This is a genomic window from Pseudomonas sp. 43(2021) (assembly GCF_017490805.1).
Lineage (GTDB): Bacteria > Pseudomonadota > Gammaproteobacteria > Pseudomonadales > Pseudomonadaceae > Aquipseudomonas.
In genome coordinates this window covers 18,457-38,572 of record NZ_JAFGYJ010000015.1, presented here as the reverse complement: position 1 = coordinate 38,572, position 20,116 = coordinate 18,457, and the positions used below count along the sequence as shown (strand labels likewise).

Annotated in this window: 20 protein-coding genes; 7 read left to right on the top strand and 13 right to left on the bottom strand. The window is 64.3% G+C overall.

The annotated features are described in order from the left end of the window. Window positions 1-90 precede the first annotated feature (90 nt). Together J5M71_RS14620 and J5M71_RS14615 are read left to right on the top strand one after the other, a co-directional pair. Window positions 91-1,437 (top strand): nodulation protein NfeD, encoded by a 1,347-nt coding sequence (locus tag J5M71_RS14620; RefSeq protein ID WP_207833074.1) that lies wholly within the window; start codon window positions 91-93, stop codon window positions 1,435-1,437. Between the two features lie 2 nt (window positions 1,438-1,439). Then, window positions 1,440-2,192 carry a slipin family protein gene (locus tag J5M71_RS14615; protein ID WP_063914403.1) on the top strand — a complete coding sequence of 251 codons (753 nt, stop codon included), beginning with the start codon at window positions 1,440-1,442 and terminating at the stop codon, window positions 2,190-2,192. A gap of 48 nt (window positions 2,193-2,240) precedes the next feature. Here the strand turns inward: J5M71_RS14615 and J5M71_RS14610 are convergent, their stop codons facing one another. The 3 genes from J5M71_RS14610 to J5M71_RS14600 all read right to left on the bottom strand — a co-directional run bounded on the left by J5M71_RS14610 (window position 2,241) and on the right by J5M71_RS14600 (window position 5,570). Further along, the gene (locus tag J5M71_RS14610) at window positions 2,241-2,873 is read right to left on the bottom strand and encodes a LysE family transporter (RefSeq protein ID WP_207833073.1); all 633 of its coding nucleotides are present in this window, start codon (window positions 2,871-2,873) and stop codon (window positions 2,241-2,243) included. Between the two features lie 199 nt (window positions 2,874-3,072). After that, window positions 3,073-3,660, bottom strand: coding sequence for a mechanosensitive ion channel family protein (locus tag J5M71_RS14605; protein ID WP_207833070.1), 588 nt, complete (start codon window positions 3,658-3,660; stop codon window positions 3,073-3,075). Beyond that, window positions 3,660-5,570 (bottom strand): ATP-binding cassette domain-containing protein, encoded by a 1,911-nt coding sequence (locus J5M71_RS14600; protein WP_207833068.1) that lies wholly within the window; start codon window positions 5,568-5,570, stop codon window positions 3,660-3,662. The genes J5M71_RS14605 and J5M71_RS14600 overlap by 1 nt, the downstream gene beginning before the upstream one ends. Window positions 5,571-5,620: 50 nt before the next feature. Between J5M71_RS14600 and J5M71_RS14595 the strand changes: the two genes are divergently transcribed. Then, window positions 5,621-6,103 carry a TIGR02444 family protein gene (locus J5M71_RS14595; protein ID WP_063914399.1) on the top strand — a complete coding sequence of 161 codons (483 nt, stop codon included), beginning with the start codon at window positions 5,621-5,623 and terminating at the stop codon, window positions 6,101-6,103. Here J5M71_RS14595 and J5M71_RS14590 read toward each other — a convergent pair. After that, window positions 6,079-7,146, bottom strand: a complete 1,068-nt coding sequence (locus tag J5M71_RS14590; protein WP_207833067.1) for an AlgP family protein — start codon at window positions 7,144-7,146, stop codon at window positions 6,079-6,081. The genes J5M71_RS14595 and J5M71_RS14590 overlap by 25 nt on opposite strands. A 379-nt stretch (window positions 7,147-7,525) precedes the next feature. On the opposite strand from J5M71_RS14590, the gene J5M71_RS14585 reads away from it, so the two are divergent. Further along, entirely contained in the window at window positions 7,526-8,164 is a 639-nt protein-coding gene (locus J5M71_RS14585; protein WP_207833065.1) for an FKBP-type peptidyl-prolyl cis-trans isomerase, read from the top strand. A gap of 9 nt (window positions 8,165-8,173) precedes the next feature. Here the strand turns inward: J5M71_RS14585 and rsd are convergent, their stop codons facing one another. The 7 genes from rsd to J5M71_RS14550 all read right to left on the bottom strand — a co-directional run bounded on the left by rsd (window position 8,174) and on the right by J5M71_RS14550 (window position 14,608). After that, on the bottom strand, window positions 8,174-8,644 hold the full coding sequence (rsd, locus tag J5M71_RS14580; protein WP_207833063.1) for a sigma D regulator: 471 nt from the start codon (window positions 8,642-8,644) through the stop codon (window positions 8,174-8,176). Between the two features lie 231 nt (window positions 8,645-8,875). Continuing rightward, entirely contained in the window at window positions 8,876-9,382 is a 507-nt protein-coding gene (locus J5M71_RS14575) for a disulfide bond formation protein B (protein ID WP_207833061.1), read from the bottom strand. A gap of 221 nt (window positions 9,383-9,603) precedes the next feature. Next, window positions 9,604-10,842, bottom strand: coding sequence for a heme biosynthesis protein HemY (locus J5M71_RS14570; RefSeq protein WP_207833059.1), 1,239 nt, complete (start codon window positions 10,840-10,842; stop codon window positions 9,604-9,606). Then, window positions 10,839-11,939, bottom strand: a complete 1,101-nt coding sequence (locus tag J5M71_RS14565) for a uroporphyrinogen-III C-methyltransferase (protein WP_063914393.1) — start codon at window positions 11,937-11,939, stop codon at window positions 10,839-10,841. Before J5M71_RS14565 ends, J5M71_RS14570 begins: the two co-directional genes overlap by 4 nt. 45 nt (window positions 11,940-11,984) lie before the next feature. After that, on the bottom strand, window positions 11,985-12,752 hold the full coding sequence (locus J5M71_RS14560; RefSeq protein ID WP_207833057.1) for a uroporphyrinogen-III synthase: 768 nt from the start codon (window positions 12,750-12,752) through the stop codon (window positions 11,985-11,987). Next, window positions 12,749-13,690, bottom strand: coding sequence for a hydroxymethylbilane synthase (gene hemC / locus J5M71_RS14555; RefSeq protein WP_063914391.1), 942 nt, complete (start codon window positions 13,688-13,690; stop codon window positions 12,749-12,751). Before hemC ends, J5M71_RS14560 begins: the two co-directional genes overlap by 4 nt. A gap of 174 nt (window positions 13,691-13,864) precedes the next feature. Next, a complete protein-coding gene (locus J5M71_RS14550; RefSeq protein ID WP_063914390.1) occupies window positions 13,865-14,608 on the bottom strand; it encodes a LytTR family DNA-binding domain-containing protein in 744 nt (247 codons plus the stop codon). Window positions 14,609-14,904: 296 nt separating this feature from the next. On the opposite strand from J5M71_RS14550, the gene argH reads away from it, so the two are divergent. Next, window positions 14,905-16,299, top strand: a complete 1,395-nt coding sequence (gene argH / locus J5M71_RS14545; protein ID WP_025337274.1) for an argininosuccinate lyase — start codon at window positions 14,905-14,907, stop codon at window positions 16,297-16,299. Window positions 16,300-16,423: 124 nt separating this feature from the next. Here argH and J5M71_RS14540 read toward each other — a convergent pair whose 3' ends face one another. Then, window positions 16,424-17,086 (bottom strand): glutathione S-transferase, encoded by a 663-nt coding sequence (locus tag J5M71_RS14540; protein ID WP_207833055.1) that lies wholly within the window; start codon window positions 17,084-17,086, stop codon window positions 16,424-16,426. Between the two features lie 148 nt (window positions 17,087-17,234). Between J5M71_RS14540 and J5M71_RS14535 the strand changes: the two genes are divergently transcribed. Beyond that, window positions 17,235-17,537 carry a hypothetical protein gene (locus J5M71_RS14535; RefSeq protein ID WP_063914387.1) on the top strand — a complete coding sequence of 101 codons (303 nt, stop codon included), beginning with the start codon at window positions 17,235-17,237 and terminating at the stop codon, window positions 17,535-17,537. Window positions 17,538-17,607: 70 nt separating this feature from the next. Beyond that, window positions 17,608-17,853: a TIGR02647 family protein gene (locus J5M71_RS14530; protein ID WP_015268535.1), complete on the top strand. Its 246-nt coding sequence runs from the start codon at window positions 17,608-17,610 to the stop codon at window positions 17,851-17,853. 149 nt (window positions 17,854-18,002) lie between these two features. Here the strand turns inward: J5M71_RS14530 and J5M71_RS14525 are convergent, their stop codons facing one another. Beyond that, window positions 18,003-19,946 (bottom strand): FTR1 family protein, encoded by a 1,944-nt coding sequence (locus J5M71_RS14525; RefSeq protein WP_207833053.1) that lies wholly within the window; start codon window positions 19,944-19,946, stop codon window positions 18,003-18,005. Between the last annotated feature and the right edge of the window lie 170 nt (window positions 19,947-20,116).

The window sequence follows — 20,116 nt, the reverse complement described above, 5'->3', positions numbered from 1 at the left end:
TCCGGTTTCGCCCCCCAATTTCCAATTTTAGGCCGGGTACCAGCAGGCAGGGCTAAACTTGTGCAATAGAGGCAAACGAGGTGACGACAGGTGATCGCCCGCTGCTGGCGCTGGCTGTTGCTGGTGTTGCTGCTTGGCATTACGCCAGGCGGCCTGGCAGCGCCCGGTGCAGTCTGGGTGCTGGGCATCGATGACGCCATCGGCCCGGCCAGCGCCGACTACCTGGTACGCAGCCTCGGCCAGGCACAGGCACAGGGCGCACAACTGGTGGTTATCCGCATGGACACCCCGGGCGGGCTGGACAGCGCCATGCGCCAGATGATCAAGGCGATTCTCGCCAGCCCCGTGCCGGTCGCCACCTTCGTCGCCCCCAGCGGGGCCCGCGCCGCCAGCGCCGGCACTTATATCCTCTACGCCAGCCATATTGCAGCCATGGCACCCGGTACCAACCTGGGTGCCGCCACGCCCGTGCAGATCGGCGCCCCGCCAGGCACGCCCAAGGACGACAAGGCCAAAGGCAGCGATAACGAAACCCTCGCGCGCAAGCAGGTCAACGATGCGGCGGCCTACATTCGTGGCCTGGCGCAGCTGCGCGGGCGCAATGCCGACTGGGCGGAAAAGGCCGTGCGCGAGGCGGTCAGCCTGTCCGCCAGCGAGGCCCTGCGGCTTGACGTGATCGACCAGGTGGCCGACGACCTGCCCGACCTGCTGCGCAAGCTCGATGGCAAAACGCTCACTGTCGCTGGCCAGCCCCAGCAGCTGCAGACCGCCGGCGCCATCCTGGTCGAGCACCTGCCGGACTGGCGCACGCGCGTGCTGGCGGTCATCACCAACCCCAGCGTGGCGCTGATCCTGATCATGATCGGCGTGTACGGCCTGCTGTTCGAGTTCATGAACCCCGGCTCGACGGTAGGGGGTGTGGTGGGCGGCATCTGTCTGTTACTGGCGCTATATGCCCTGCAGTTGTTGCCGGTGAGTTTCGCCGGGGTGGCGCTGATATTGCTCGGCATCGCCTTCATGATCGCCGAAGCCTTCCTGCCCAGTTTCGGTGTGGTCGGTTTCGGCGGTATCGTCGCCTTCGTGGTCGGCGCGCTGATCCTGATCGATACCGATGCCCCCGGTTTCGGCATCCCGCTGGCCCTGATCGGCACCCTCGCGGTGTTCTCGGCGCTGCTGATCGGCGGTGTGCTGGGCATGGCCCTCAAGGCCCGTCGACGGGCGCTGGTCAGCGGTGACGCCGGTCTGGTCGGCAGCCTGGTCACCGTCACCCAGGTCATGGCGGGCAACCCGTTCTGTGGCTTTGTGCTGGCCCAGGGCGAGCAATGGCAGGCGCAGTGTGCAACGCCACTGCAAGCGGGCCAGAACGTGCGGGTGACCGCGCGCCATGGCGTCATGCTGGAAGTGAGCGCCGCCGCGCCCGCGGCGCAAGGAGAATGACCATGTTCATGCAATTGGGCTTCGGCGCGGTGCTGATCGTGCTGGCGATGCTGTTGCTGTCGGCGTTCCGCATCCTGCGCGAATACGAGCGCGGCGTGGTATTCCAGCTGGGGCGCTTCTGGCAGGTGAAGGGGCCGGGGCTGATCCTGTTGATCCCGGTGATCCAGCAAATGGTTCGGGTCGACCTGCGCACCGTGGTGCTGGATGTACCGCCGCAGGATGTGATCACCCGCGACAACGTCTCGGTCAAGGTCAACGCCGTGCTGTACTTCCGCGTGCTTGATCCGCAGAAGGCGATCATTCAGGTCGAGGACTTTCTCGTGGCAACCAGCCAGTTGGCCCAGACCACACTGCGTGCGGTGCTCGGCAAGCACGAACTGGATGAACTGCTGGCCGAACGCGAGCAGCTGAACTCGGACATTCGCCAGGTGCTGGATGCACAGACCGATGCCTGGGGCATCAAGGTGGCCAACGTGGAGATCAAGCACGTCGACCTCAACGAATCGATGGTGCGCGCCATTGCCCGCCAGGCCGAGGCCGAGCGTGAACGACGGGCCAAGGTGATCCATGCCGAGGGTGAGTTGCAGGCGTCGGAAAAGCTGATGCAGGCGGCGCAGATGCTGAGCAAGGAGCCGGGGGCGATGCAGTTGCGCTACATGCAGACGCTGGGGGCGATTGCCGGGGACAAGAGCTCGACCATCGTGTTTCCGCTGCCGGTGGATTTGCTCAAGGGGATGGTGGACAAGCAGAAATAGAGGTGGCCCATTCGCGGGCAAGCCCGCGAATGGCCTACATACGATCTGTCAGACTGGCGCGCGGCGCAGAGTCGCCAGGAAGGTAGCAGCACCAATGAACAACCCGGCAAACGTCCGGTTCAAACGCTTCTGCTGCTTGGGCGTACGCAGCAAGCGCAACACCCGCGCAGCCAATCCGGTGTACCCCGCCATCACCAGCATATCCACGGTGACCATGGTCACGGTGATCGCCACATACTGTGGTAACAGCGGTTGATGCGGGTTGATGAACTGCGGCAGCACCGCCAGCATGAACACCAGCGCCTTCGGGTTGCTGACGTTGACCAGGAAGCCACGGAACACCAGGCTCAGCGGTTTACCGATCGGGCGCACGGCGGATTCATCGCTCATGTCCATGGGCAGGGCACGCCACTGCTTGTAGGCCAGGTAGATGAGGTAGGCGACACCGAACCATTTGATGACCTGGAAGGCCGTGGCCGAGGCGGCCAGGACGGCACCGACGCCGGCGGCAATGATGGCGATTTGCATGATCAGGCCCAGTTGCAGGCCCAGGGCGTTCCAGTAACCACGCCAGAAGCCGTATTGCAGGCCGCTGGACATCGAGGCAATCGCCCCGGCACCGGGTGAAAGGCTGATCACCCAACAGGCGGCAAAGAAGCCCAACCACACTTCCATCGACATCACACACCTCGCTCGAACATATGTTGCAAATCGTTAAGCTAAGGTGTTGGTGAAAAAATAACCAGCGATTTCTGAAGGATTTGTATTGCCTGTGCTGGCCTCTTCGCGGGTGAACCCGCTCCCACAGGAGTTTCACAGCCCTTGAGGACAGCGCAATACCTGTGGGAGCGGGTTTACCCGCGAAGAGGCCGGTGCAGGTTCAGTCACCCTCGACAGGCGACTCTTTGTGCATGGACTGCACCTCAGCCCCGCGCCAGCGCCGTACCGACTTCTGGAAGAACTGGCTGTTGGGCACCTGCACCAGCGCCCCACCCGCCTCGGGCATTTCCATCAGGGTGGTGAACAGCAGGTTGATGGCAATCACCCGGCCTTTCACGCCCGGCTTGTCCAGGGTGTCGACCAGCTCGACCACGTCACCGATGCGAAACGGCCCGACGGTGAAGATGAGCACCGCGCACAGCAGGTTGGACAGCACGCTCCACATGGCGAAGAAGGCCACCGCCGCCACCGCGACGAAGCCGGACAGTGCTGTCCACAGCACGGTCGCCGATACACCCAGGCGCTCCAGCACGAACAGCAACGCACTGCCCATGATCAGCCAGCGCAGGCCACCACGCACCGGCACCAGCAGCTCCGGCGGCAACGGGTAACGCTGGCCCAGGCGGCTCAACCCGCGCGCGACGATGCGCTGCAGGACAAAGGCCGCCACCAGGATCAACAGGATCTGCAAGCCCAGCCAGAAGGTGTCCATCCATTGCCCTGGCAGCAGCGAACGCAGTTCCTCCATCAGGACAACGCCTCGAGCTCGGCCTGCATGCTTTCGAGGGTTTCCAGCGCTTCCATCCAGGCCTCTTCCAGTTCGCCCTCGCGCTGCTTGAGCTTGGTCTGGCGCGCCAGCAGGTCACGCAATTCGTCCTTGCGCGACGCGTCGTAGAGGCCACTATCCCCCAGCCCGGTCTCGATCTCGGCCAGTTGCGCGTGCACCTGGTTGAGCTCGGTTTCCAGCTTGTCGGCGGCCTTCTTGTGCGGGGCCAGTTGCTGGCGCAAGGCTGCGGCAGCCTGGCGCTGGGCTTTCTTGTCGGTCTTGTCCGGGTTGGCCGGGGCGGTACTGGCCGGCGCACTGCGTTGGCGGTACTCGACCAGCCAGCGGCTGTAGTCGTCCAGGTCACCATCGAAGGTGTCGACCTTGCCGTCGGCCACCAGCAGGAAGTCGTCGGTAGTGCTCTTGAGCAGGTGACGGTCGTGCGACACCACCACCACGGCACCGGCAAACTCCTGCAAGGCCATGGTCAGCGCCAGGCGCATTTCCAGGTCGAGGTGGTTGGTCGGTTCGTCGAGCAGCAGCAGGTTCGGCCGTTCCCAGGCGATCAGTGCCAGTGCCAGGCGAGCTTTTTCACCACCGGAGAAGTTCACCACCGGCTCGTCGACACGGTCGCCATGGAAGTCGAAGCCACCCAGGAAATCGCGCAGGGTCTGCTCGCGCTCGGTGGGGGCGATGCGCTGCAGGTGCAGCAACGGGCTGGCCTTGTCGTCCAGCGAGTCCAGCTGGTGCTGGGCAAAGTAGCCCACCGCCAGGTTCTCGCCGCGCACCAGGCGACCCGACAGTGGTTCAAGCTCGCCCGCGAGGTTCTTGATCAGGGTCGACTTGCCGGCACCGTTGGGGCCGAGCAGGCCAATGCGCGCACCCGGGGTGAGCTGCAGCTTGACCTTGTCGAGGATGGCCTTGTCACCGTAACCCAGGCGGCCCTCGGACAGGCTCAGCAGCGGGCTGGAGATTTTCTGCGACTCGCGGAAGACGAAGTCGAACGGCGAATCGACATGCGCCGCCGACAGCTCCTCCATGCGTTCCAGGGCCTTGATCCGGCTCTGTGCCTGGCGGGCCTTGGTGGCCTGGGCCTTGAAGCGGGCAATGTACTTTTCCATGTGCGCACGCTGGGCCTGTTGCTTCTCGTAGGCCTGCTGCTGTTGCGCCAGGCGCTCGGCACGGGTGCGCTCAAAGGCGGTGTAGCCACCCTTGTACAGGTTCAGCTTGCGCTGCTCGACGTGCAGCACATGGTCGACCACAGCGTCGAGGAAGTCGCGGTCGTGGGAGATCAGCAACAGCGTGCCGGGGTAGCCCTTGAGCCAGTCCTCCAGCCACAGGATAGCGTCCAGGTCCAGGTGGTTGGTGGGCTCGTCGAGCAGCAGCAGGTCGGACGGGCACATCAGGGCCTGGGCCAGGTTCAGGCGCATCCGCCAGCCACCGGAGAAGTCGCCGACGCGGCGGTCCATCTGCTCGTTGGTGAAGCCCAGGCCAGCCAGCAACTTGCGTGCACGGGCGTCGGCGGTATAGCCGTCGGCGCTATCCAGCTCAATGTGCAGGCGCGCCAGGGCGGTACCGTCGTGGGCCTGCTCGGCCGCGGCCAGTTCGGCCTGGACCTTGCGCAGGCGCGCGTCGCCGTCGAGCACATAGTCCACGGCCAGGCGGTCGAGGGTGTCGACCTCCTGGCGCATGTGGGCGATGCGCCAGTCACCGGGCAGCTGGCAATCGCCGGCATCAGGTGACAGCTCACCGCGCAGCAAGGCGAACAGGCTGGATTTTCCGGCACCGTTGGCGCCGATCAGGCCGGCCTTGTGACCGGTGTGCAGGGTCATCTCGGCGCCTTCTAGCAAGCGCTGCGGACCACGCTGTAAAGTGAGGTTGGATAGTCTGATCATGATGGTCGCGGAGTCTACCAGCTTCCTCGGCCCATAGCGCGAGTGGAACCATGCACACCGACCTGTGGAATCACGCCCTGGCCCTGTATGCCAGGCCCGGCGTGGAAGCGGCCTGCCTCGCCCTGCAGGCGCAGGGTGGCGATGTCTGTCTGCTGCTGTGCGCAACCTGGCTGCAGGCGCGTGGCGTGGCCGTGCGGGACGAACGCGTACAGGCATTGCGCGAGGTTACCGAGCCCTGGCAGCGCGAAGTGGTCAACCCATTACGTAGCTTGCGCCAACAGTGGCGAGCAGCAGCGCAAAATGATGCGCAGCTGGCGGCGTTGCGTGAGCAGGTGAAGGGGTTGGAGCTACAGGCCGAGAAAGCCTTGCTTGAGCGCTTGCAGGAGCGTTCGCGACAGTGGCCGGCAGGCGCCCATGAGCCCGTGGACGACTGGCTGGCCCGGCTGGTGCCGGACCAGGCCCGCCACCACGACGCGCTGGTTCGATTGCGCGTCGCGGCGGCAACGTTTCAGGACGCCGAAGACGGTGCCTGAGCCGGGGTGCTGGCGGGTGCCGATGGTGCTACCGAAGCTGCCGGGGTGGCCGAGTTGGTCGCAGCGGCCGGGGTGCTGGCGGCAGGCGTAGCCGGTTTGGCTTCGGCTGGCTTGCTGACAACAGGCTTGGCAGCTGCTGGCTTGGCGGCGGGTTTGGCGGCCGCACGTGCTGGAGCCTTGGCGGCAGCTGGCTTCGCGGCTGGCTTGGCAGCAGCGGCTTTGGCTGGTGCTTTGGCCGCCGCTGGCTTGGCTGTGGCAGCGGGCTTGGCTGCAGGTTTGGCTGCGGCAGTGGCCTTGGCGGCTGGCTTGGCTGCAGGTTTGGCTGCAGCAGTGGCCTTGGCTGCTGGCTTGGCTGCAGGTTTGGCCGCAGCAGTGGCCTTGGCGGCTGGCTTGGCTGCAGGTTTGGCCGCAGCAGTGGCCTTGGCGGCTGGCTTGGCTGCAGGTTTGGCCGCAGCAGTGGCCTTGGCGGCTGGCTTGGCTGCAGGTTTGGCCGCAGCAGTAGCCTTGGCGGCTGGCTTGGCTGCAGGTTTGGCCGCAGCAGTAGCCTTGGCAGCTGGTTTGGCGGCAGCAGTGGCCTTGGCGGCTGGCTTGGCTGCAGGTTTGGCGGCAGCAGCCCTGGAGGCGGGCTTGGCGGTCTTGGCAGCACGCTGGTCAAGCGCCTTGGCTGCAGCTTCGCGAACCTTGCCTACACCCTGGGCCAGCTTGAGGCTGTCCTGGGCATCGCGCTTGAGTTGCTGGATATAAGAACGGGTCTGGGTTTGACGTTCCTTGAGGGAGTCGAGCAGTTCTTCAAGTTCGCCAATGATTTTTTGCGCCTTGGTCTGCGCCTTGGCTTTACCTGCCTTGGCCGCATCTTGCAGTTTCAGGCGACCGTTGTGCAGTTTTTCCTGGGCCTTGCCACGCTGCTTTTCCAACTTGGCCAGCAGTTTTTCCGCATCAGCCAGCGCTTGCGAGCAGGCATCCTCCAAGTGTTCGAGCAAGCTGCCCGAAAGTTGCTGGAGCAGGTGTAACGGCGTACTTACTGGCTTCTTTTTGGCCGACATGGTTTACCTCCTGGCTGACGAGATTGCGGCTCATACTATGCTTCTGCTGCTACCGCCGCTAGGGCATGTTGACAGTAATATTTACGCCGCGTTGCATGCCTGGGCAAAGTTGTTATCTTGCAGCTCCGAGCAAGTGTAGTTGCTGAATAAATCATTGCTGATATTTGCCACTTATCTGTAATGCACAGCACCCTGTAGGAGCGGCCTTGTGTCGCGATGGGCTGCGGAGCAGCCCCTGGATTTCGGCACCACCGCAGATATTGCCGGGGCTGCTTTGCAGCCCTGTCGCGACACAAGGCCGCACCTACAAGGACCGCGAGCACACAATACAAAACGGAACACTGGCATACTTCCCCGCTCATTGGCGCAGGAACCGACCATGCCTCGATATCTTGTTTTAGGTTTATGCCTGCTGGCCCCCATCGCCCTGGCCGACAGCGACGAACATGACCTTGCCTACAGCCTCGGCGCCAGCCTGGGTGAGCGGCTGCGCCAGGATATGCCGGGCCTGCAACTGGATGCGCTGGTCGAAGGCCTGCGCCAGTCCTACCAGGGGCAACCGCTGAAACTCGACAAGGCACGCATGCAGGCCGTGCTCCGGCAGCATGAAACGCAGGAAGGCGATGCCGCCATGCAGAAGCTGCAGGCTGCCGAAACACGCTTCATGACCAAAGAGCGTGGTGGTTATGGTGTGCACGAACTACCGGAGGGCGTGCTCTACAGCGAACTGCAAGCAGGTACGGGTGCGCAGCCCAAAGCCGGTGGCAAGGTGCAGGTGCGCTATGTGGGCAGGTTGCCAGACGGCTCGGTGTTCGACCAGAACCAGACGCCCCAATGGTTCAGCCTGGATTCGGTGATCGAAGGGTGGCAGGTGGCCTTGCCGCGAATGCACGCCGGCGCCAAATGGCGCCTGGTGATTCCGTCGGCGCAAGCCTATGGCGCCGAGGGCGCAGGGGACCTGATAGCACCCTACACACCCCTGGTGTTCGAGATCGAACTGCTGGCGGTTGGCGACTGACGCCAACCCTCAGGCCTGGACCGCGCCTTCTTCCTTGTGCGCGTTGTGCAGCACTTCGATCAGGCAGTCTTCAAGTTCGAAGCGCTCGTGCAACAGCCCGCCCAACTTGGCCAGTTTCTCGGCGAAGCGTTCGGTGTCCTTGCACTCACCCTTGGCGCAATGGTCATTGAAGGCCAGTGCGATCTGAGTACTGTCGTTGATCCGTGGGTTGATCTCTTCGGCCAGCTTCAGCGCTTTTTCGTCTCCGAAAGCCTTGGCCTCACTGACCAACTGCTCGCAGACCTCGAAATGCCACGCCGAAACGTAGTCGACAAGGAGCGCGCAAAACTCCCCGTTGGTGTCCTTGTCGGCGAAGGCCGGCTTGGCATCGCGCAGTGCGCGGAAAGCCTGCACCAGTTCCTTGCGCTCCGCCAGCCAGCGGTCGATCAGTTTGTGAACCCCACCCCAGCGTTCCTGAGCGTTCTGACAACTATCGAGCATGGCGATCTCTTCCCTTCTGGGTAGATGCCGCTGCACCTCGCACCACGACCGTGCAGCACAAAGGTGACATCAGCAGGCGGCATCGAGCAGTTGTGTTTTCGGTATGCGTGCTGGGAGATTATTCCCGTGCGTGCTGCCCTTCAAGGTACGCAGCGGACAAAGTTCATACAAGTGTTTAATAACCTGTTACACGGCCATTGGTCGCGCCAATGGCGCCAGCCTTGCGCCAGGTCATGTTTTCGCCAGGGTGCGGAAACGATACGCCAGCAGGCAGCTCAAGGGCAGCCCCGCCAAAAGCAGAAAAGCCAGTAGGCTCCACTCGGGCAAGGTCAGGTCGAGAAAGCTCCAGGTCAGCGAGTTGCAATCCGGGCCACCGAACAACAGTTGCCGAGCCGCCTCGCCCCAGGACTGCTCCAACAGCCGCCCGATCGGCACCGGGCAGACAGGGATGGCCCCGTCAGCCCCCTGCAACCAGACATGCCGTGCTGCCAGCAACGCACCGGTCAGCGAACAGCCCAGCGTCGCCCGCGCGTAACAGCGAATACCCGCCGTACCCGGTGCCTGTAGCACTGCCGCCAGGCACAGCAGCGCGTACACGCCAAGCAGCAGCCGCTGGCTGAAACACAACGGGCAAGGCACCAGCCCCAGGACGTTTTCCAGGTGGAAGGACGCGGCCAGTACCGCCAGTGCAGCGAGGCAGGCAGGTAGAAAAAAGGTGCGCAAACGGGCCGGCAGCATGGGCGGTGAAGGTCCCGGGATAATGAAGTGGCTTGAAACGGTAGAGGAAAGACACGCTTTGTTTCAAGGCGCGACAGCAATGACAAGTCGCTGAATCGCGAAGGAAATTTCCAGCCATGCGGTAGGAAGCGTCTGAAGAAATGGACTGCAGATCGAACTTACATCGAGAGACAAGTTACCCGCCCCCGGAGCCCGCGCCTTGGCACGGGCCCTGGGGTAGGTCAGGCGCGCACGCCTTCTGGCAAAGGCAGGGCTAGCAGGCGCTCGTCCAGCAGGCCGAGGCCCTCCTGGAACAGCTGGTTGCTTCGCTCGGTCTCGCCAAGGCCGGCAAGCAGACGCGCCAGCTCGGCGCAGGCCTCGGGGTTGCGCTCCATGCGCAGGCTGCTTTCCAGGTAGTCGCGCGCCTTGCCCCACAAGCGGTTCTGCAGGCTCAGACGACCCAGGGTCAGCAGCAGGCTGGCGTCCTGCGGGTGGGCCTTGAGCCAACCTTCGGCAGTTTGCAGCTGACGCGCCGGGTCATCGCCGCGCACCAGGCCGTACAGGCGGGCCAGGTGGCTTTCGTATTCACGCTTGAGGGCGGTGCGCAGCACTTGTTCGGCTTCGCTCTGGGCACCCACCTGGCGCAATTGCTCGGCGTAGGCCAGCACCAGCTGCGGCTCCTGGCGCTGGGCAGCGGTCAGTTGCTGCCAGGCGCGCTCCAGGGCCTGACGGGCACTTTGCGCGTCCTCGCCACGGGTGGTGGCCAGGCTCAGGTTCTGGCCCCAGGCACGTTGCTCCAGGGCAGCCAGTTCGGCGGCTGGCAGCACCTTGCCCTTGCGCAGGTCGGGCAGCAGGCGGATCAGTGCCGACCAGTCGCCGCGCTCCAGGTGCAGCCGCTGCAGCAGGCGCAGCACCTGGCTGTTGTGCGGGTGGCGCTCCTGCATGGCCAGCAGGGTTTCCAGGGCGCCATCGCTTTCGCCACGGTCCATCTGCAACTGCGCATGGGTCAGGGCGATAGCCAGTTCCGCTTGCGGCTGGCGCTCCAGGGCACGCTCCAGCAGGTTATCGCTGTCTTCGGTTCGGCCTTGCTCGTTGGCAGCACGCGCGGCACCAAGGTAATACAGCAACGGCTGGCGCTCGGCCTCTGCGGCACGGTGCAGGTGGCGCTGGGCACTGGCCCAACGGCCCTCGGCGAGGTCCAGTTGGCCTTGCTCGATGGCCAGGCGAACGCGCCGGCTGCGATTACGCCGCGACCATGGGTTGACCACGCCGCTGGAAGTCAGCACCAGGCCGACCAGGTAGCGCACCAGCCACAGCAGCAGCACCACCGCCAGCAAGCCGGCCAGGGCCGCCCACAACCCCGACTGGTAGCGGAAGCTGCCATAGGAGATCAGCACGTAGCCGCTGTGCTTGGCGACCGCAATACCCAGCGCCGCCGCGACCACAATCGCCAGCACGGCCAGCAGGTAGACACGCTTCATGGCTTGCCCCCTTCAGCCTCGGCCGGCAGGTGGCGGCGCTGGATATAGGCCTGTACTGCGGCCAGGCTTTCGCTGAGGTCGGGGGTAACCACCGACACCGGCTGCTCGGCCAGGGCATTGAGGCTGTCAAGCATGGCCTTGCTTTGCGGGTTGTCGGCGTTGAAGTTGGCCAGCAGCACGCTACGGGCGTCGTCCAACGCCTGGGTGTAGACCTTGCTATCGCCATTGAGCGCTGCCCACTGGGCCTGTTCGATGGTCAGGCTCAGGGCAAGGCGCAGCTGGTTCAGTTGCTGCCCGGCCAGCAGCGGCCGCACGTTGTCATCGGCGTTGAAGTCGATCTGGAAGTACTTGGAGATCTCGGCCCACCACTGGGACAGGCGACTGGCGCCATCACCATCGGCGGTCAGGGCGCCCAGGGCGTCGGCATTGGTTTCGAACTCCGGCGACTGGGCGCTGAGTTGCTGCACCAGCTCGCGCTGCGCGGCCAGTTTGAGAAACAAGCCGGTACGGTCCGGTTGCTGGGTGCTGTTGAGCGTGGCCAGGCTACGCGCCAGCTGCTCACGGGCGGCGAAGGCACCCGGATCGCTCTGCTCGCGCAGGATCTCGTCAGCACCCTCGACCAAGGCCTTGGCACTGGTGATGTCCTGCAGCGCCGACAGGCGCAGGGTGGCCAGGCGCAGCAAGTGCTCGGCTTCGGCCAGGCGCCATTCCTTGCGGCTTTCGCCCAGCACGGTTTCCAGGCGCTGGCTGAGGCGTTGCTGGTCGCCTTGCAACTGCGCTACCAGGCGGCGGCGGTCTTCCAGCTCGCTGGCCGCCGGCAGGCTGGCCAGTTGCGCGCTGATCTGCTGCTCACGCTGCTGCAAGGCCTCGGCGCGCTGGTTCAGCGCCTCGATGTGCTGGCCCTGGTTGAATTCGCTGCCTTGCAGTTGACGCACCTGCCAGACACCCCAGCCACCTACCGCCACCCCGGCCGCACCCAACAGCAGGGCCAGCGTTGCAAGGCCACTGCCGGAGCGCTTGGCAGGTGGGGTGGTGACGGGTTCCGCCGGCGCTTGTGCCGACGGCTGATCGTTATTGGACAAGACAGTCTCGCTCACGTATCCATCCTTTGCATGGGGGCGCATCGCGTTCAGCTTAGCGCCTTAAGAGGCAGGTGCAGCGCTGCGCTGCACGGCTGCCAGCAAGGCCGTGGCACTGGCGCCACGGCAATCCACAACCTGTTGGGCCCCGGCGGCCCTGGCCTGTTCGGCGACCCGAGGGCTGGGCACGAACAGCGGCAGACGCGCCAGCTGCAGCCAGTCGGCACCGGCCATCTGCTGCAAGTGTTCAAAACCCTGCCCACTGCTGACCACCAGGCCATTGAGGCGTTCCGCTTCGATGCGGCGCATCAGGGTGCCCGCCGGGTAAGCCGGCAGGCAGCGACGATACAGTTCCAGATAATCGACACTAGCACCTTGCTCTGCAAGACGCTCTGCCAGCAGTTCGCGACCTCCGACGCCACGAACGATCAAGACCCGTGGCGCCGGCACAGCAACTGCCTGGCGCAGGGCTGGCAGCGCCAGCAACGCTTCGCTGTCATCACCACGTGGCGGGACGCTCACCGCCAGGCCCGCACCCTGCAGCACGGCGGCGGTCGCCTCGCCCACAGTGAACCAGCCTTGCACGGGTGGCTGCAGGCCGGCCTTGGCCAGTTGCTCAAGCAACAACCGGGCAGCCGGCTTGCTGACCACGATGATCGCCTGGAAGCCCTGCAGGCCTTCCAGCAACAGGCGTTGCTGGTTACCCACGGTGACGGGCTCGATCGCCAACAGCGGCAGGCAGCTGCTGCCCACCCCCGCCGCCGCCAGGCTTTGCGCCAGTGCCGCACAGTCCTCGGCAGGCCGGGTCAGCAACAGGCGCCACTGGCTCACGGGTGGCCGGCCTCGCCGTAGACTTCCTTGAGGATGGCCTCGGCACCCTGCCCCAGCAGGTCCTCGGCCACTTGCACACCCAGGGTTTCGGCGGCAGTACGGGGCGCGCGGGCATCGGCCACCAGCAGCGTGCCGCCGCTGGGCTGGCCAACCAGGCCACGCAGCCACAGCTGGTCACCTTCCAGTACCGCATAGCAGGCAATCGGCACCTGGCAGCCACCATTCAGGCGTTTGTTCAAGGCACGCTCGGCCACCACCCGGTCGGCGGTGTCGGCATGGTGCAGCGGCGCCAGCAGCGCGTGAATTTCGTGGTCGGCGCTGCGGCACTCGATGCCCACCGCGCCCTGGCCGCCAGCCGGCAAGCTGTCATCGACGCTGATGGTGGAGGTGATGCGGTCTTCGAAGCCCAGACGGATCAGACCGGCGGCAGCAAGGATGATGGCGTCGTATTCACCGGCATCCAGCTTGGCCAGGCGTGTGTTGACGTTGCCGCGCAGGAAGCGGATTTGCAGGTCCGGGCGACGCGCCAGCAACTGGGCCTGGCGGCGCAGGCTGGAGGTACCGACGATGCTGCCGGCCGGCAGCGCGTCGAGGCTGGCGAAGCGGTTGGAGACGAAGGCATCGCGCGGGTCTTCGCGCTCGCAGATGCAGTACAGGCCCAGGCCTTCGGGAAAGTCCATGGGCACGTCCTTCATCGAATGCACGGCGATGTCGGCTTCATTGTCCAGCAAGGCGGTTTCCAGTTCCTTGACGAACAGGCCCTTGCCGCCAATCTTCGCCAGCGGGGCGTCGAGCAGCTTGTCACCACGGCTGACCATGGGCACCAGGGTTACCAGCAGACCGGGGTGGGCCTGCTCGAGGCGGGCTTTGACGTATTCGGCCTGCCACAGGGCCAAGGCACTTTTACGGGTGGCAATGCGGATTTCGCGAGTGGACATGGAACGCCCCGATCCAGAGAAATGCTGTCGATGATAACAGCATCGCCGGTATCGCTAGCAGATACGGATCAACAGGCCATGTGTGGTTTGCTGTGGGAGCGGCCTTGCGGCCCTTTCGCGACACAAGGCCGCTCCCACAAGGCCCGAGCAAATCCACAGACTTGCGCAAAGGGCTCAGAGGGTCTGCATCATCTTGCGCACACCGGCCACATGGCGCCGGCTGACGGTCAGGGCGTCCCCGTCCAGGCCTTTCAGGTACAGCTGGAAATGCCCCAACGGGGTGCGCTGCAGGCGTTCGATACGCTCACGGGCGACCAGCGCGTTGCGGTGGATACGCACGAAGCGTTCGCCAAACTCGTCTTCCAGGGCCTTGAGCGGCTCGTCGAGCAGCACTTCTCCGGCCTCGTGGCGCAAGGTCACGTACTTGTGGTCGGCAATGAAGTAGATCACCTGGGGCAAAGGGATCAGCTCGATGCCTTTGCGCGTACGGGCACTGATGTGGCTACGCGGGCCGCCACCTTCATTACCTGGTCGGGTGAGCGCCGCCAACTGGCCGCGGTTGGGCTTTTCGGCCTTGCGCAAGGCATCGCGCAAGGCCTGGGCCTGGAAAGGTTTGGTCACATGGCTGAGGGTACTGTCCTTGAAAGCCTCGGCACCATATTCATCGTCCCCGGTGCAAAACACCACCGCCGGCGGCGCCTCGCGCTCGCACAGGCGGGCAGCAACCTGCAGGCCATCCAGGCCTGGCATGCCGATGTCCAGCAGGACCACATCGGGCTTGAGGCTTTCGATCAGCGCCAGGGCCTCCTCGCCGTTGGTGGCGCTAGGCTCCAGCACGGTGTAACCCTCCAGTTCGCCGAGCAGCCGGCTAAGGCGCTCACGGCCTTGGGGTTCGTCATCAACGATCAGGACATTCATAATTGCGCTGGATTCCTGAATGAGTCTCGCACAGGTATAGCGTAGACAGGTATGGTTCGAGCGACACTAAGGTCACGCTCTAGACCGGTGCGATGGCCAAAGATTCACTCGGCTGGCAGATTCACTGCCAGTCCTCAGTCCAACTGTAGACGGTCCGTGGAACACTGCCGTTCATTCCTGCAAATCCTTCTCTGCCGTTTTCCGTGCATTTCTCTCGACCAGCGCCCTGCGGCGGCCAGCCCAACCCTGCTATCATCGGCGCCTCTTTTTCGTTCACGCCTGCAATGAGTGAATCCATGAGCACCGACAAGACCAATCAGTCCTGGGGCGGCCGCTTCAGTGAGCCCGTCGACGCCTTCGTCGCCCGTTTCACCGCCTCGGTCGATTTCGACAAGCGCCTGTACCGCCACGACATCATGGGTTCGATCGCCCATGCCACCATGCTGGCGCAGGTCGGCGTGCTCAGCGATGCCGAGCGCGACACCATCATCGATGGCCTGAAGACCATTCAGGGCGAGATCGAGGCCGGCACCTTCGACTGGCGCGTCGATCTCGAAGACGTGCACATGAACATCGAGGCACGCCTGACCGACCGTATCGGCATCACCGGCAAGAAGCTGCACACCGGCCGTAGCCGCAACGACCAGGTGGCCACCGACATCCGCCTGTGGCTGCGTGACGAAATCGACCTGATCCTGGCCGAAATCACCCGCCTGCAGCAGGGCCTGCTGGAGCAGGCCGAGCGTGAAGCGGAAACCATCATGCCCGGCTTCACCCACCTGCAGACGGCCCAGCCGGTCACCTTCGGCCACCACCTGCTGGCCTGGTTCGAAATGCTCAGCCGCGACTACGAGCGCCTGGTCGACTGCCGCAAGCGTGCCAACCGCATGCCCCTGGGCAGCGCCGCACTGGCCGGCACCACCTACCCGATCGACCGCGAACTCACCTGCAAGCTGCTGGGCTTCGAAGCCGTGGCCGGCAACTCGCTGGATGGCGTGTCGGACCGCGACTTCGCCATCGAATTCTGCGCCGCCGCCAGCGTGGCGATGATGCACCTGTCGCGCTTCTCCGAGGAGCTGGTGCTGTGGACCAGCGCGCAGTTCCAGTTCATCGACCTGCCAGACCGCTTCTGCACTGGCAGCTCGATCATGCCGCAGAAAAAGAACCCGGACGTGCCAGAACTGGTACGTGGCAAGAGCGGCCGCGTGTTCGGCGCCCTGACCGGCCTGCTGACCCTGATGAAAGGCCAGCCGCTGGCCTACAACAAGGACAACCAGGAAGACAAGGAACCGCTGTTCGACGCCGCCGACACCCTGCGCGACTCGCTGCGTGCCTTTGCCGACATGATCCCGGCAATCAAGCCCAAGCATGCCATCATGCGTGAAGCGGCCCTGCGCGGCTTCTCTACCGCCACCGACCTGGCCGACTACCTGGTACGCCGTGGCCTGCCGTTCCGTGACTGCCACGAGATCGTGGGCCACGCGGTGAAGTATGGCGTGGACACCGGCAAGGACCTGGCCGAAATGAGCCTGGACGAACTGCGCCAGTTCAGCGACCAGATCGAGCAGGACGTGTTTGCCGTGCTGACCCTGGAAGGCTCGGTGAATGCCCGTAACCACATTGGTGGTACCGCACCGGCGCAGGTGCGTGCCGCCGTGGCCCGCGGCAAGGCGCTGCTGGCTTCGCGTTAAGGCCCATTGCGAGGGCTTCGCCCTCGTTCGCGGGTAAACCCGCTCCCACAGGTATTGCACAGGCTTCAAAAGCAGTGCTGTACCTGTGGGAGCGGGTTTACCCGCGAATGCCCCAACACTGTTCTCAGCGTTTTCCGCTACGAATCATCTCCATGAAGGCCGGCATCGCCGCCTCCTTGTCCGCCACGATCCGCGCCATGTGCGGGTTCTCGCCCATCAGCTGCAACAACGCCTTGGCCTGCGGGAAGTCCGCCAGGAAGTCGATGTTCAGCACCTTCTTGCCCACGGCACAGGCCAGATCGACCGAGAAGCAGAACATCAGGTCTGCCAGGGTCAGTTGCTCACCCGCCACATAGGGTGCGAAGCGGCCGTTGCGCTTGAGCGTGGCAAAACCGGCCAGCAGGTCGGCACGGGCTTTTTCCTTTATCAGCGGCTCTACCGACATGCCAAAGAAAGACTCGGCGTAACAGGTACGCGCCGGCAGCTCGATGTACAGCTCGATTTCCTTGAGCAGCTCACGCACCTTGGCTTGCCCGAACGGGTCGGCCGGCAGCAGCGCCTTGCCGCCCTGGGTCTGCTCGATATAGTCGAGGATCACACTGGTTTCGCTGAGGAAGCCGTGTTCGGTCTGCAGCACCGGCACCTTGCCTCGCGGGCTCACTTCCAGCGCCTGTGGCGCCTGGCCGCCATAGAAGGTGACTTCCTCGAAGGGCAGGCCTTTTTCCAGCAGGGCCAGCTTGACCATGTTGTAGTAGTTGCTGACCGAGAATCCATAAAGCTTGAGCATGAGGTAACAGCCTCCAGGCCGTAAGGGGTTGGCCCGGCTTTTATAGACCGATCAGCCGCCCCCTGACCAGCGTCATGCACCCCGTCAATGCCCGGGCATTGCTGCCACAGGCGTGGCACACTGTGCATCCCATCCCAGGAGTACCGCCATGAGCGAGCCCACCGACATCGACAATGACGACGACGAAGCCTTCGCCGAGGCAACGCTGACCCAGGCTATCGAGAACCAGATAGAAAGCGGCGAGCCGCCTGCGGCCAAGGCCACCTTCAACAAGCTGACCCTGGTTGGCTATGAGCGTGAAGACATTCTCAACCTGATGGCCCATGTGCTGGCCTTCGAGATCGACAACATGCTGGTGGAAGACCGCGCGTTCAACAGCGAGTGGTATGAAAGCGCGCTGCGGGCGCTGCCAGAGTTACCGCCTGAGATGGATCAAGGCGAGGACGAATAACCCGGCTACACTCGAAGATCAGGCACCGTAGAACGGTGCCGTCATCCTTGTCTGGAAGTCAGGAGTCGCCATGCCTTTTACCCCCGATCTGATCGCTGAACTGGAAGTCCTTTCGCTGTTCAAGCACGACAGCAGCCAGGAAGGCATCAAGATTCACAAGAACGCTTCCCCTGCCTTGGTGGCCGCCGCGCAACGCCTGCATGAAAAGGGGCTGACCGATCAACCTGATGGCGGCTACCTGACCAGCTTGGGTCATGACGCTGTCGAAAGTGTCCAGTTGCTGCAGAACATTCTCAAGGCGCCACAGCCGGCTTGAATGGCGGTCTTGCTCAAACTTTGAAACTCGCGCGGTCCCTGTGGGAGCGGCTTTAGCCGCGAATACCGGCGAAGCCGGTGCCATACACCGCGCCGCTTGCTTCGCGGGTAAGCCCGCGCCCACAGGGGCCGCGCCAGCCTGTCAGGCGATCAGTTAGCCGTTGCCCTGCGCCTTTCCGCCAGGCGCGAACGCCCGTACAGGAACACGATGGCCAGCAAGGCCAGCGCCTGCGCTGACAGCGAGTAGGCATCGGCGTGGATCCCCAGCCAGTCGAATTCGAAGAACGCCACCGGCCGCGTGCCCAGCACCCCGGCCTCTTGCAGTGCCTTCACGCCATGCCCGGCGAACACCACCGACAAGGCACATAGCAGCGCGGCGTTGATGCTGAAGAACAGCGACAGCGGCAGCTTGGCCGAACCACGCAGAATTACCCAAGCCAACCCCACCAGCAGCACCAGCGCCGTGGCACCGCCCGCCAGTACCGCCTGGTGCCCGGCCGGGCCGGCCTGCAGCCACAGGGTTTCGTAGAACAGGATCACTTCGAACAGTTCGCGGTATACCGAGAAGAACGCCAGCACGGCAAAACCGAAGCGTCCGCCGCCACTGACCAGGCTGCTCTTGATGTAGTCCTTCCAGGCGGCGGCATGGCGGCGGTCGTGCATCCACACGCCAAGCCACAGCACCATCACCGCGGCGAAAAGCGCCGTGCAGCCTTCCAGCAGCTCGCGCTGGGCGCCACCGACGTCGATCACGTAGGCCGCCAGGGCCCAGGTGGCGAAACCGGCGACCAGCGCCAGGCCCCAGCCAATGTTGACGCTGCGCACTGCCGACTGCTGGCCGGTGTTGCGCAGGAAGGCCAGGATCGCCGCCAGCACCAGAATCGCCTCCAGGCCTTCGCGCAGCAAGATCAGCAAGCCGGATACAAAGCTCAGCGACCAGCTCAGACCATCGCTGCCCAGCAGCCTGGAAGCCTGCTCCAGCTTGGCCTTGGCTTCGCTCAGGCGTTGTTCGGCCTGGGCCACGGGCAAGCCGTCCTGCAGCGACTGACGGTAGGCCATCAGCGATTTTTCGGTGTCCTTGCGCGCCTGGGTATCGATGTTGTCCAGCGAGCTTTCCACCAGCTCGAAGCCTTCCAGGTAGGCCGCTACTGACAGGTCATAGGCCTGGTCGTGATCACCTGCGCGGTAGGCCGCCAGGCTCTTGTCCAGGGTGCTGGCGGTGTATTCGAGCAATTGTGCCGGGCCACGTTTGACCTGCGGCGGCTGGGCGCGCTGGGCGCGGAAAGCCTCCACGGCCGTGGCGCCTTCGCTGACGGCGACTTCGGCCGGGGTCTGCCGGGCCAGGTCGGCGATGTTCCAGGTCTTGTCGCCTTTGCCAGGCTGTGGATTGGCGGTGAAACCGGCAATGTATGCAGCCACGTCCCAACGCTGGCGGTCATCCAGCTGGTCGGCAAAGGACGGCATCTCGGTGCCATCGATGCCCAGGGCCAGGGTGTTGTAGAGGTCGAACAGGCTCAACTGGTCGAGGCGCGATACATCGCGCAGGTTGGCCGGCGCAGGCTCAAGGCCCACGCCGGCCGGTCCATCACCGGCACCGGTTTCACCGTGGCAGATCGCGCAGTTTTGTGCGTACAGCGAAGCACCACGGGCCGGGTCCGGGGTGATTACCGGGGCCTGGCTGACCTCATAGGCCACTGCCAGGCGCGCGCCCAGTTGGCGGGCCTGCTTGGCCACCACCGGGCCGTCCTGGCGCTGGTCGATGGCCTGGCGCAGCGCTTGGATGCCCTGCTCCAGTGCCGCTTGCTCGGTATTGGCAGGCAGACCCTTCACCAGCTCAGCCAATACCGCGCTGAACTCTTGCTGCTCGCGGTATTCGCCATCGTCGATGACCTTGCCGTCTTGTACGGTCGGCGGGTAGTCGGCGCCAATGTAGTCGAGCAGGTGCAAAGCCTTGGTGGCCTCGGCGGGGGCTTCGGCCAGCGCCAGGGTACTGCACAGCGCCAGTACCGGGCCGAGCAATAAAGCCGGCAGCCAGGCAAGCAGACGGGAACGGGTTTTCATGGCCAGTCTCGAAGGGAATGCGAAAGAGAACATTGTTCACTTCCACTTAGCTTCGCTCAAGGGTGCTGGGCGGATTTCATGAAAAATCTTGGTACAAATCTGATGAAGTGGGATGTCCGCCGTTAGAGGTTCTTCGCCTGTGAGATCGAGCGCCGCCCGCGCGGCGCATCGCGAGCAAGCTCGCTCCTACATTTGTTTCGGGC

Bases quoted from the DNA above. Each gene is read 5' to 3' on its own strand.
- J5M71_RS14615 (WP_063914403.1), top strand. From the start codon at position 1,440: ATGTTCATGCAATTGGGCTTCGGCGCGGTGCTGATCGTGCTGGCGATG.
- J5M71_RS14610 (WP_207833073.1), bottom strand. From the start codon at position 2,873: ATGTCGATGGAAGTGTGGTTGGGCTTCTTTGCCGCCTGTTGGGTGATC.
- J5M71_RS14605 (WP_207833070.1), bottom strand. From the start codon at position 3,660: ATGGAGGAACTGCGTTCGCTGCTGCCAGGGCAATGGATGGACACCTTC.
- J5M71_RS14600 (WP_207833068.1), bottom strand. From the start codon at position 5,570: ATGATCAGACTATCCAACCTCACTTTACAGCGTGGTCCGCAGCGCTTG.
- J5M71_RS14595 (WP_063914399.1), top strand. From the start codon at position 5,621: ATGCACACCGACCTGTGGAATCACGCCCTGGCCCTGTATGCCAGGCCC.
- J5M71_RS14590 (WP_207833067.1), bottom strand. From the start codon at position 7,146: ATGTCGGCCAAAAAGAAGCCAGTAAGTACGCCGTTACACCTGCTCCAG.
- J5M71_RS14585 (WP_207833065.1), top strand. From the start codon at position 7,526: ATGCCTCGATATCTTGTTTTAGGTTTATGCCTGCTGGCCCCCATCGCC.
- rsd (WP_207833063.1), bottom strand. From the start codon at position 8,644: ATGCTCGATAGTTGTCAGAACGCTCAGGAACGCTGGGGTGGGGTTCAC.
- J5M71_RS14575 (WP_207833061.1), bottom strand. From the start codon at position 9,382: ATGCTGCCGGCCCGTTTGCGCACCTTTTTTCTACCTGCCTGCCTCGCT.
- J5M71_RS14570 (WP_207833059.1), bottom strand. From the start codon at position 10,842: ATGAAGCGTGTCTACCTGCTGGCCGTGCTGGCGATTGTGGTCGCGGCG.
- hemC (WP_063914391.1), bottom strand. From the start codon at position 13,690: ATGTCCACTCGCGAAATCCGCATTGCCACCCGTAAAAGTGCCTTGGCC.
- J5M71_RS14550 (WP_063914390.1), bottom strand. From the start codon at position 14,608: ATGAATGTCCTGATCGTTGATGACGAACCCCAAGGCCGTGAGCGCCTT.
- argH (WP_025337274.1), top strand. From the start codon at position 14,905: ATGAGCACCGACAAGACCAATCAGTCCTGGGGCGGCCGCTTCAGTGAG.
- J5M71_RS14540 (WP_207833055.1), bottom strand. From the start codon at position 17,086: ATGCTCAAGCTTTATGGATTCTCGGTCAGCAACTACTACAACATGGTC.
- J5M71_RS14535 (WP_063914387.1), top strand. From the start codon at position 17,235: ATGAGCGAGCCCACCGACATCGACAATGACGACGACGAAGCCTTCGCC.
- J5M71_RS14530 (WP_015268535.1), top strand. From the start codon at position 17,608: ATGCCTTTTACCCCCGATCTGATCGCTGAACTGGAAGTCCTTTCGCTG.
- J5M71_RS14525 (WP_207833053.1), bottom strand. From the start codon at position 19,946: ATGTTCTCTTTCGCATTCCCTTCGAGACTGGCCATGAAAACCCGTTCC.